Raw genomic sequence first — 10,711 nt, 5'->3', positions numbered from 1 at the left:
CATCGACGCCGCGCGCGCCGTATCCGCGGCGGGCGGCCCGCGTGCCACCATGGCGTTGACCCGTCCGCCCGGCCACCATGCAGGTCCCGATTTCTTCGGCGGCTATTGCTTCCTGAACAATGCGGCGCTGGCCGCGCAGGCGCTGCGCGAAGCGGGCGCCGAACGCGTCGCCATCGTGGACGTGGACTATCACCACGGCAACGGCACGCAGAGCATCTTCTATGAACGCGGCGACGTGTTGACCGTGTCGGTGCACGGCGACCCGACCACCGAGTACCCCTTCTACCTGGGCTACGCCGATGAGCGCGGTGCAGGCGCGGGCATGGACGCCAACCTGAATCTGCCGCTGCCCGCCGGCACGGGCTTTTCCGCCTGGACGCAGGCGCTGGAACAGGGACTGGCCGCCGTGCGGGCCTTCAAGGCGGACGCGGTCGTGATCGCGTTGGGCGTGGACACCTACGAAGGCGACCCCATCTCCAAGTTCCAGCTCAAGAGCGCCGACTACCTGCACGTGGGCCGCCTGCTGGCTGGCCTGGGCCTGCCGGCAGTGTTCACGATGGAAGGCGGCTATGCCGTGGCGGACGTGGGCATCAACGTCGCCAACGTGCTGGAAGGCTACGCAGGCTGAGCGGTCGCGCGCATCTGCTGCCACATCGATTCCACCGCCGGGCGCGAGTCGGCGCGGTCCTTGAACGCCAGGATCGACACTTCGATGTCCCATAGGCGGCTGGCCAGCGGCGCAAGATCCGCGGACGCCAGCCGTTGCAGCGCGCTATCCGCCAGCCAGGCGACGCCCAGCTCCTGGGCGGCCATGTCGCCCAGCACGTCCGACATCTCGGCCTCGAACATACGCACGCCATGCAGCGGCGCCGCGGCCCCTTCGATCGCCGCATCGATCAAGCGTCCGAAGTAAACGTTGGCCGAGTACATCAGCAAAGGCACGGGCCGGGCCGCCGTGCCGGGCAAATCCAGCCCGGTGCGCTCGATCAGTGTGCGCGCCGCGTAGGGCCGGATCAGCTCGCGGCCGAGTGTCAGGCAGTCGTAGCGTGCGGGATCCAGCGGCAAGGGCTGGGCGACTTGATGGAAGCAGATCAGGAAATCCGCCGCGCCCGACGTGAAGGCCGACACCGTGTCATGCACATTGCCCGTCTGCAGGCTGCAACTGAGCAACTTGCCCTCGCTCCAGGTCCGCCACCATTTCGGCAGGTGCGCGGTCGCCAACGCATAGGATGTCGCCAGACGCAGCTGGTTCTGCGCCGGCACGCCAGCGATGCCGGCTCGCGCTTCAGCCAACTGGTTGATCAGCTCTATCGCCGCGCCGCGGAAGCGCTCGCCCGCCTCGGTGAGCTGGGTGGGAAACGCCGTGCGGTCGATCAGGCGCGCGCCCGCCCAGTTCTCCAGACTCTGGATGCGGCGGCTGAACGCGGCCTGAGACAGATTGCGCGCCTCGGCGGCGCGCGTGAAATTGCGCACTTCCGACAGCGTAATGAAGTCCTGCAACCACCGGGTATCCATAGTGCTCCTTGGATCATGCGTAATCCGCATCGGCCATGCGCGCGACGCATCGCCGCGCATGCTCAGTTCGCATTGGACGGCGTCGGCGCCCTGCCGGACACTGCGGCCATCGGTTCCGCATTGGAGCCCACACGCCACGGAGTGTAAACATGGATGAAACCCTGCGCGCCGCCGCCCGCGAATATCTCGTACGCTACGGCGGCGATACCTTTCCCAACCTGTTCACCTCCGCCCGCGGCGCGGTGGTGCGCGACGATACCGGGCGCGAGATCCTGGATTTCACCTCGGGCCAGATGTGCGCCACCATCGGCCACAACCATCCGGCCATCGTCGAAGCGGTACACAAGGCAGGCGAAACCGCCTTCCACTTCTTCAGCGGCATGATCCCGGAAGCCGTGGCCCAACTGGCCGCCACGGTGGCGCGCGACTGGATGCCTGCGGGCCTGAGCAAGTCGATCTTCGTCAACACCGGCTCGGAAAGCAATGAAATCGCCCTGCGCATGGCCAAGATGCACAAGAGCGGCTTCGAAATCCTGGCCATCGGAGGCTCCTGGCACGGCGTGACCAGCGGCGCCGGTTCGGTTTCCTATGCCAGCGACCGCAAGGGCTATGGCGTGCCGCCTGCCGGCGTGTTCGTCATGCCGGAACCCAATGCCTACCGTCCTTACATCGCCGGCATGGACGCCGAGCAATCCGCGCTGGCCTGCCTGGAGATCGGACTGAAGATGTTCGACATGGCCTCCGCCGGCAGGCCGGCCGCCATCATCGTCGAGCCCGTCATCAGCGCGGGCGGGGTGCTGGTGCCGCCCAAGTCGTACATGCAAGCGCTGCGGCAGGCGGCCGACGCGCGCGGCATGCTGCTGATCTTCGACGAGGCACAGACCGCATTCGGCCGCATCGGCTACCGCAGCGGCTCCGAGTACTTCGGCGTCACGCCCGACATCATGAGCGTGTCCAAGACGCTGGGCGGCGGCCTGCCGCTGGCCGCCGCCGTCACCACGCCTGCCATCGAGCAGGACGTGCACGAGAAGGGCTTCACCTTCTACACCAGCCACGTATCGGACCCGCTGCCCGCCACGGTGGGCCTGGCCGTGCTGGATACCATCCAGCGCGAAGGCCTGATCGAACGCGCCCGCACCCAGGGGGACTACCTGCGCCGCGGCTTGCTGGAACTGCAACAGCGCCATGAAGCCATCGGCGACGTGCGGGGCCTGGGCTTGCTGCTGGGCGTGGAGCTCGTGCGCGACCGCAGTACCCGCGAACCCTATCACCAGCTCGGCGCCCTGACCACGCAGCGCTGTTTCGAACTGGGCCTGTCCATGAACATCCGCCGCCGCCCCGAACGCGGTTCCGTGTGGCGCATCGCCCCGCCGCTGACCGTGAGCAACGCCGAGATCGACCGCGCCATCGCGATCCTGGATCAGGCCCTGACCGAAAGCCTGGACAAGATCGCCAAGCCGTCCGCGCGCGCTGCCTGAAACACCTCATACCGCAACCCATCCGGCGCCGGCCCGCCCGGCAGGAGAACGACATGCACCGACGCACATACGCCATCTGCGCCCTGGCGCTGGCCGCCGTATCCAGCCAGGCGTTCGCCGGCCCCACGCTCGACACGGTACGCAAGCGGGGCTACCTGCAATGCGGCGTATCGACCGGCATACAGGGCTTCTCGGCCCCCGACAGCAAAGGCGCCTGGCACGGCCTGGACGTGGACATGTGCCGCGCCATCGCGACCACGGTGTTCAATGACGCGACGAAGTACCGCCTCACGCCGCTCACCACCCAGGCCCGCTTCACCGCGCTGCAATCCGGCGAGGTCGACGTGCTGACCCGCAACGTGACGCCCACCATGGCGCGCGACACCACGCTCGGCCTGCTGAGCGTGGCGGTCAACTATTACGACAGCCAGGGCGTGATGGTGTCCAGCAAGCTCGGGGTCAAGGCGCTGCGCGAACTGGACGGCGCGACGATCTGCGTGCAACCCGGCACCGTGACCGAACTCGATCTCGCCGACTGGTTCCGTTCACAGTCGCTACGCTTCAAGCCCGTCGTCATCGAGAAATACGATGAGATCGTGCGTGCGTTCTCGGCCGGACGCTGCGACGCCTTCACCTCCGACAAGTCGCAACTGGCCGCCTCCCGCATGACCCTGGAAAATCCCGAAAGCTATGTGATCCTGGATGAGAACATCTCCAAGAGCCCCCTCGGCCCCATGGTGCGCCAGGGCGACGACAACTGGATCAACATCGTGCGCTGGTCGCTGAACGCGATGCTGGAGGCCGAGGAATTCGGCATCACCTCATCCAACGTCGACGCCCAGCTCAAGGCCAACAGCCCCAACGTGCAGCGCATCCTGGGTGTTACGCCCGGCATGGGGCGCAACATGGGCGTGGACGACAAGTGGGCCTACAACATCGTCAAGCAGGTAGGCAATTATGGCGAAAGCTATGAGCGCAACCTGGGCATGAGCAGCCCGATGAAGCTGCCGCGCGCGCTTAACGCGCAATGGCGCGATGGCGGCCTGATGTACGGCTGGCCGGTGCGCTAGCCACGTCATTACGCAACAAAAAAAAAGCGCCCGCGCCAATTCCGCGGGCGCGTCCTTTTTCATCCATTCAATCCCGCGTTTCCAGCACCTTGTTGATGCGCAGCGCCAACAGCGTGCAGGCCGCCCCTGACAACAGATAGACGCTGACCGCCACCAGCCCGAAGCGCGCAGACAGGCCGAGCGCGACCAGCGGCGCGAACGCGGCGCCGATCAGCCAGGCCATGTCGGAAGTCAGCGCCGCGCCCGTGTAGCGGAAGCGGCGCGTGAAGTTTGCGGTAACGGTACCCGAGGCCTGGCCGTAGGACAGCCCCAGCAGCGCGAAGCCCACCAGAATGAATGCGTCCTGCGCTTTCGGGCCTCCGCCCAGCAGCCAGGGCGTAAACAGCGCGAACACGGCGATCAGTATGGCCAATAGGCCCAGCGTGGTGCGCCGGCCGATGCGATCAGCCAGCCAGCCCGACGCAATGGTGCCCAGGATGCCCAGGACCGCGCCTATGATCTGCACGATCAGCACATCCTGGATCTGCTGGGTGGCGCTGACCGCGATCCACGACAGCGGAAACACCGTGACCAAGTGGAACAAGGCATAACTGGCCAGCGCCGCGAACGCGCCGATGAACAGGTTGTAGCCTTGCTCGCGCACCATCTGCGTGATGCTGATGGGTTCAAGTTCGCCCTCTTCCAGCAGTTGCGTGTATTCCTCGGTCACGACCAGCCGCAACCGCGCGAACAGCGCCACCACGTTGATCGCGAACGCGACGAAGAAGGGATAGCGCCAGCCCCATTCCAGGAAATCGGCTTCGGTCAACGTCACATGCAGGAACAGGAACAACGCGCTGGCCACCATGAAGCCCACAGGCGCGCCCAATTGGCCCAGCATCGAATACCAGCCGCGGCGATTGGGCGGCGCATTCAGGGCCAGCAACGACGGCAGCCCATCCCATGAACCGCCCAGCGCCAGCCCCTGCAGGCAACGGAACACCGCCAGCAGCGTGATCGCATGCGCGCCAATGACGTTGTAGCCGGGCAGAAACGCCATACCCACGGTGGCGGTTCCCAACAGGAACAGGGCAATGGTGAGTTTGGTCGCGCGCCCCCAGCGCCTCTGCGCCGCCATCGACAGCGCGGTGCCGATGGGCCGCATGATGAACGCGAACGAAAAGATGACGAAGGACCAGAGGGTGCCTTCCAGCCGCGGTTCGAAGGGGAAAAAGACCTGCGGAAACACCAGCACGCAGGCGATGCCGAAGACGAAGAAATCGAAGTATTCGGAAGCGCGCCCCACCACCACGCCCACCGCGATTTCACCCGGCGCCACCTTGGCGTGGCTGCCGCCGCCGGCCGCGGGGATTGAGGGGGCATGACCGGGATATTGCGTGGTGGTCGCCATGTGAATGCTCGCTGAAAGGAGGTTCGGAACAGCCTGGCCTACGATCCTGAAACACACCTGCTCGCCTGCGGTCCATATCGCGCAGAGCCGCTCCGCTATTGGGATGCAGCCCTGGACCGCGCGCGCCGCCCTGCACATTTTTGTTCTTTTTACCCTAGATTTTTCGCGGCTTCCAGCGTAGTGTTGCGTTTACTTCCCACGGTTACGTTTCGGGGTATGGTCATGCCGTCCTTCCCAAGGTTCCGCGGATTGGTCCTGATTGCCGCTCTGCCATTGCTCGCCGGATGCAATGCGGTCCTGCTCTCGCCCTCGGGCGACATAGCCTTGCAGCAGCGCAACCTGATCATCATTTCCACCGGCTTGATGCTGCTGATCATCGTGCCTGTGATCTTCCTGACGTTCCTGTTCGCATGGCGCTATCGCGCAAGCAACAAGGAAGCGCACTACGATCCCGACTGGAACCACTCCACCATGCTGGAGCTCCTGATCTGGGCGGCGCCGCTGCTTATCATCATCGCGCTGGGCGCGCTTACCTGGGTCAGCACGCACCAGCTGGATCCCTACCGCCCGCTCGCGCGCCTGTCCGAAGGCCGCGAAGTGCCGGCCGGCACCAAACCGCTGGTAGTCGAAGTCGTGGCACTGGACTGGAAATGGCTGTTCATCTATCCCGAACAGGGCATCGCGGCGGTGAACGAGATGGCCGCCCCCGTGGACCGTCCCATCCAGTTCAGGATCACCTCGTCCACGGTGATGAACTCCTTCTTCGTGCCCGCGCTGGCAGGCCAGATCTATGCCATGCCCGGCATGCAGACCACGCTGCATGCCGTGATCAACCATCCCGGCGAATATGAAGGCATTTCCGCCAACTACAGCGGCTCGGGCTTCTCCGGCATGCGCTTCAAGTTCCATGGGGTAGACCAGCAGGGCTTCGACAAGTGGGTGGCGAGCGCGCGCGCATCCGACGCCGCGCTCAGCCGCGACGCCTACCTGAAACTTGAACAGCCGAGCGAGCGCAATCCGGTGCTGCTCTACGCTTCCAGTGCGCCCGGCCTGTTCGAAGCGATCGTCAACCGCTGCGTGGAACCCAACCGCATGTGCATGCGCGACGCAATGGCTATCGACGCACAGGGCGGCATGGGCATACCCGGCGCGCTCAACGTCACGACCCTGGACGCGGAAACGCGGGAGCGCCTGGGACTGACTGGCACGCCGCCGCGCAAATACGTGGGCGCGATGTGCACGGCCACCGAAGGATTGGTCCTGTAATCGGATCGCTGGCGCACGGCGATCCGGATGATGCAAGGGCTTCGTGAAATTGCGGTCTTTTTGCTGGAATCGAGATGCCTGACCAACCAGACCTCACCAAGCTGATCTTCGGTAAGTTGACCTGGGAAGCCATTCCCTACCATGAACCGATCCTGCTCGCCACCTTCATCGCCGTGGCCATAGGCGGCATCGCGGTGCTGGGCGCCATCACCTACTACGGCAAATGGGGCTATCTGTGGCGCGAGTGGTTCACCAGCATCGACCACAAGAAGATCGGCATCATGTACGTCATCCTGGGCATCGTGATGCTGCTGCGCGGCTTCGCCGACGCCATCATGATGCGCCTGCAGCAAGCGGTGGCCTTCGGCGATTCGACGGGCTACCTGCCGCCGCACCACTACGACCAGATCTTCACCGCGCACGGCGTGATCATGATCTTCTTCGTGGCCATGCCGCTGGTCACGGGGCTGATGAACTACATCGTGCCCTTGCAGATCGGCGCGCGCGATGTGGCCTTTCCCTTCCTGAACAACTTCAGCTTCTGGATGACCACGGGCGGCGTGATCCTGGTCATGATGTCGCTGTTCGTGGGCGAGTTCGCGCGCACCGGCTGGCTGGCGTATCCGCCTTTGTCGGGCATCATGCAGAGTCCCGACGTGGGCGTCGACTACTACATATGGGCCTTGCAGATAGCGGGGGTTGGCACGCTGCTGTCCGGCGTGAACCTGCTGGTCACCATCGTCAAGATGCGCGCGCCGGGCATGACGATGATGCGCATGCCCATCTTCACCTGGACCGCGCTGTGCACCAACGTGCTGATCGTGGCCGCGTTTCCAGTGCTGACGGCGGTGTTGGCGCTGCTGTCCATGGACCGCTACGTGGGCACCAACTTCTTCACCGCGGACTTCGGCGGCAACGCCATGATGTACGTGAACCTGATCTGGATCTGGGGCCACCCCGAGGTCTACATCCTGATCCTGCCCGCGTTCGGCATCTTCTCCGAAGTGGTATCCACCTTCTGCCGCAAACGCCTCTTCGGCTACGCGTCCATGGTCTACGCCACGGTCGTGATCACGGTGCTGTCGTACCTGGTGTGGCTGCACCATTTCTTCACCATGGGGTCGGGCGCCAGCGTGAACTCGTTCTTCGGGATCACCACCATGATCATCTCGATCCCGACAGGCGCCAAGATCTTCAACTGGCTGTTCACCATGTACCACGGCCGCATCCGCTTCGAGGTCCCCATGCTGTGGACCATGGGCTTCATGGTGACCTTCGTGATCGGCGGCATGACGGGCGTGCTGCTGGCCGTGCCGCCCGCTGACTTCGTGCTGCACAACAGCCTGTTCCTGATCGCGCACTTCCACAACGTGATCATCGGCGGCGTGCTCTTCGGATTGATGGCCGGCATCACGTACTGGTTTCCGAAGGCCTTCGGCTACAAGCTCGATCCGTTCTGGGGCAAGTGCTCGTTCTGGTTCTGGCTGGTGGGCTTCTACGTCGCCTTCATGCCGCTGTACGTGCTGGGGCTGATGGGCGTGACACGCCGGGTGAACCACTTCGAGGACATGTCGCTGCAGATCTGGTTCCAGGTGGCGGCCTTCGGCGCGCTGCTGATCGCCTGCGGCATCGCCAGCTTCCTGATCCAGTTGGTGGTGAGTTACCGCCGCCGCGAATCGTTGCGCGACACCACCGGCGACCCCTGGGATGCGCGCACGCTGGAATGGTCGACCTCGTCGCCGCCGCCCAACTACAACTTCGCCTTCACGCCGCGCGTGCATGACCAGGACGCCTGGTGGCAGATGAAGCAGCACGGCTATCTGCGGCCGCAGCAGGGCTTCATCCCCATCCACATGCCTAAGAACACCTGGGCGGGCATCGTGCTGGCGGGGATCAGCGTGGTGATGGGCTTCGCGCTGATCTGGCATATGTGGCCGCTGGCCGTGCTGTCGTTCGCGGCGTTGATCCTGGTGTCCATCGTTCATACCTTCAACTACAAGCGCGACTACTACGTGCCGGCCGAAGAGGTCGTGCTCGCGGAAGACGCCCGCACAAGGTTGCTAGCGAAAAATGTCTGATACCCTGGCCCCCAACCTGCCCGGCGGCGCCGCGCCGCCCGCGGAGCCCATGTTCCACGTCCCGGGCGAACACCATCCCAAGAACGGCACCCTGCTGGGGTTCTGGGTCTACCTGATGAGCGACTGTCTCATCTTCGCCTGCCTGTTCGCCACCTACGGCGTGCTGGGCCGCAACTACGCGGCAGGCCCGTCCGGCGCCGATCTGTTCGACCTGCCGCTGGTGGCGGTGAACACCGCGCTGCTGCTGCTGTCGTCCATCACCTACGGCTTCGCGATGCTGGAGATGCGGCGCAACCGGGTCGGCGCCACCCAGCTGTGGCTGGCGGTGACCGGCATCCTGGGGCTGGGCTTCCTGTCGCTGGAACTGTACGAATTCACGCACCTGATCCACCAGGGAGCCGGCCCTCAGCGCAGCGCCTTCCTGTCGTCCTTCTTCACGCTGGTCGGCACCCATGGGCTGCACGTCACCTTCGGCATCGTGTGGCTGGTGACGATGATGATCCAGGTCCAGATGCATGGGCTGATTCCCGAAAACCGCCGCCGCCTGATGTGCCTGTCCATGTTCTGGCACTTCCTGGACCTTATCTGGGTAGGCGTGTTCACCTTCGTGTACCTGATGGGAGTGCTGCCATGACCGCGCACCTGGATCATCCGGCCAACCATGGCCACGGCGGCCACGACCACCACGACGACGATGACGGCGCCGCCCACGGCACTTTCAAGAGCTACATGACCGGCTTCGTGCTGGCAGCGATCCTGACAGCCATCCCGTTCTGGCTGGTCATGGGCAGCGTCTTCGCCGAATCCCGCACCACCGCGCTGGTCATCCTGGCATTCGCCGTGGTGCAGATCGTGGTCCACATCATCTACTTCCTGCACATGGACACCAAGTCCGAAAGCGGCTGGAACATGTTGGCGTTAATATTCACGCTGGTGCTGGTCGTAATCACGCTCAGCGGATCCATCTGGATCATGTATCACCTCGACTCCAATATGATGCCCATGTCTACCCATGACATGCGGAAAATGCCCTGATGGCCGCAGTAAACGACTCTACTTCCCGCGACACCACCTCCCGCAATCCGCGCAGCAAAATCACCCTGGTCATCCTGGGGGTGCTTGCTGTCGCCGTTTTCTCGGGCCTTTGCGCCCTGGGCACCTGGCAGGTGCAACGGCTGGCCTGGAAACGCACCCTGATCGCGCAGGTCGAACAGCGCGCCCATGCGGCGCCCACGCCGGCTCCAGCACAGGCCGAATGGCCCGCTCTGACCTCCGACAACGCCGAATATCGCCGCGTCACGGCCACGGGCACCTACCTGTACGACCGCCAGACCCTGGTGCAGGCCGCAACCGAACTGGGCAGCGGCTACTGGGTCATGACCCCGCTGCAGTTGCCCGAGGGCGGTACGGTGCTGGTCAACCGCGGCTTCGTGCTGCCGGTATGGCGCAAGAGCAAGTCCGCCATCCAGTCGGCGCCCGAACAGGCCACCATCACGGGCCTGCTGCGCATGGGCGAGCCTGGCCATGGATTCCTGCGCAACAATGATCCGGCGACCAACCTCTGGTACTCGCGCGACCTGCCCGCCATCGCTGCGGCGCGCGGGCTGACCGACGTGGCGCCCTACTTCATCGACGCCGACGCGACGGGCAAGGACGCCAGCGGACGCACTGCGCCGGTCGGCGGCCTGACCGTGCTGAACTTCCCCAACAACCACCTCGGCTACGCCATCACCTGGTACGCCCTGGCGGCCATGGTGCTGATCGGCGCATTCATCTTCGTGCGCGAGGAAAAGCGCGCGCGCCGCAAGGGCTGAGCAGGCGCACCGCGGCCGGTATCCTACAATGAGGGTTGGGAACAGCGCTGGGCTACATGCTCGCGTGCTGTTCCCTTTTGTTTTTTCCACCCCCTCTACA

The 10,711-nt window shown here is 64.7% G+C and carries 9 protein-coding genes and 1 pseudogene; 8 read left to right on the top strand and 2 right to left on the bottom strand.

What is annotated here, in order from left to right; translation table 11 throughout:
• Window positions 1-628 (top strand): annotated as a pseudogene (locus VIR09_RS10380) (histone deacetylase family protein); the annotation flags it as partial.
• Here the strand turns inward: VIR09_RS10380 and VIR09_RS10375 are convergent.
• Window positions 616-1,515, bottom strand: coding sequence for a LysR family transcriptional regulator (locus VIR09_RS10375; protein ID WP_332012792.1), 900 nt, complete (start codon window positions 1,513-1,515; stop codon window positions 616-618). The pseudogene VIR09_RS10380 and the gene VIR09_RS10375 sit on opposite strands and share 13 nt — an antisense overlap.
• Before the next feature lie 149 nt (window positions 1,516-1,664).
• Between VIR09_RS10375 and VIR09_RS10370 the strand changes: the two genes are divergently transcribed.
• The gene (locus VIR09_RS10370) at window positions 1,665-2,993 is read left to right on the top strand and encodes an aspartate aminotransferase family protein (protein WP_332012791.1); all 1,329 of its coding nucleotides are present in this window, start codon (window positions 1,665-1,667) and stop codon (window positions 2,991-2,993) included.
• A gap of 53 nt (window positions 2,994-3,046) precedes the next feature.
• Entirely contained in the window at window positions 3,047-4,063 is a 1,017-nt protein-coding gene (locus VIR09_RS10365) for an amino acid ABC transporter substrate-binding protein (protein ID WP_332012790.1), read from the top strand.
• 67 nt (window positions 4,064-4,130) lie between these two features.
• On the opposite strand, the gene VIR09_RS10360 is transcribed toward VIR09_RS10365, so the two are convergent.
• The gene (locus VIR09_RS10360; RefSeq protein ID WP_332012789.1) at window positions 4,131-5,453 is read right to left on the bottom strand and encodes an MFS transporter; all 1,323 of its coding nucleotides are present in this window, start codon (window positions 5,451-5,453) and stop codon (window positions 4,131-4,133) included.
• A gap of 222 nt (window positions 5,454-5,675) precedes the next feature.
• On the opposite strand from VIR09_RS10360, the gene cyoA reads away from it, so the two are divergent.
• The 5 genes from cyoA (at window position 5,676) to VIR09_RS10335 (ending at window position 10,611) form a co-directional block, all read left to right on the top strand.
• Window positions 5,676-6,719, top strand: coding sequence for a ubiquinol oxidase subunit II (cyoA, locus tag VIR09_RS10355; RefSeq protein WP_332012788.1), 1,044 nt, complete (start codon window positions 5,676-5,678; stop codon window positions 6,717-6,719).
• Window positions 6,720-6,793: 74 nt separating this feature from the next.
• On the top strand, window positions 6,794-8,797 hold the full coding sequence (gene cyoB / locus VIR09_RS10350; RefSeq protein ID WP_332012787.1) for a cytochrome o ubiquinol oxidase subunit I: 2,004 nt from the start codon (window positions 6,794-6,796) through the stop codon (window positions 8,795-8,797).
• Window positions 8,790-9,431, top strand: a complete 642-nt coding sequence (cyoC, locus tag VIR09_RS10345; protein WP_332012786.1) for a cytochrome o ubiquinol oxidase subunit III — start codon at window positions 8,790-8,792, stop codon at window positions 9,429-9,431. The genes cyoB and cyoC overlap by 8 nt, the downstream gene beginning before the upstream one ends.
• Complete coding sequence (gene cyoD / locus VIR09_RS10340) at window positions 9,428-9,832, top strand: cytochrome o ubiquinol oxidase subunit IV (protein WP_332012785.1); 405 nt, start codon at window positions 9,428-9,430, stop codon at window positions 9,830-9,832. Before cyoC ends, cyoD begins: the two co-directional genes overlap by 4 nt.
• Window positions 9,832-10,611 carry an SURF1 family protein gene (locus VIR09_RS10335; protein ID WP_332012784.1) on the top strand — a complete coding sequence of 260 codons (780 nt, stop codon included), beginning with the start codon at window positions 9,832-9,834 and terminating at the stop codon, window positions 10,609-10,611. Before cyoD ends, VIR09_RS10335 begins: the two co-directional genes overlap by 1 nt.
• Window positions 10,612-10,711 lie beyond the last annotated feature (100 nt).

The sequence above is a fragment of the Achromobacter sp. genome (genome assembly GCF_036567245.1).
Classification (GTDB): Bacteria; Pseudomonadota; Gammaproteobacteria; order Burkholderiales; family Burkholderiaceae_B; genus Achromobacter.
Note: the sequence above shows the minus strand (reverse complement) of the source record. Positions and strands in the feature narration are given on the sequence as shown.

Excerpts from the sequence above, each read along its gene's own strand:
- cyoA (WP_332012788.1), top strand. The coding sequence starts at position 5,676 with ATGCCGTCCTTCCCAAGGTTCCGCGGATTGGTCCTGATTGCCGCTCTG.
- VIR09_RS10335 (WP_332012784.1), top strand. The coding sequence starts at position 9,832 with ATGGCCGCAGTAAACGACTCTACTTCCCGCGACACCACCTCCCGCAAT.
- cyoB (WP_332012787.1), top strand. The coding sequence starts at position 6,794 with ATGCCTGACCAACCAGACCTCACCAAGCTGATCTTCGGTAAGTTGACC.
- VIR09_RS10365 (WP_332012790.1), top strand. The coding sequence starts at position 3,047 with ATGCACCGACGCACATACGCCATCTGCGCCCTGGCGCTGGCCGCCGTA.
- cyoC (WP_332012786.1), top strand. The coding sequence starts at position 8,790 with ATGTCTGATACCCTGGCCCCCAACCTGCCCGGCGGCGCCGCGCCGCCC.
- VIR09_RS10360 (WP_332012789.1), bottom strand. The coding sequence starts at position 5,453 with ATGGCGACCACCACGCAATATCCCGGTCATGCCCCCTCAATCCCCGCG.
- VIR09_RS10375 (WP_332012792.1), bottom strand. The coding sequence starts at position 1,515 with ATGGATACCCGGTGGTTGCAGGACTTCATTACGCTGTCGGAAGTGCGC.
- cyoD (WP_332012785.1), top strand. The coding sequence starts at position 9,428 with ATGACCGCGCACCTGGATCATCCGGCCAACCATGGCCACGGCGGCCAC.
- VIR09_RS10370 (WP_332012791.1), top strand. The coding sequence starts at position 1,665 with ATGGATGAAACCCTGCGCGCCGCCGCCCGCGAATATCTCGTACGCTAC.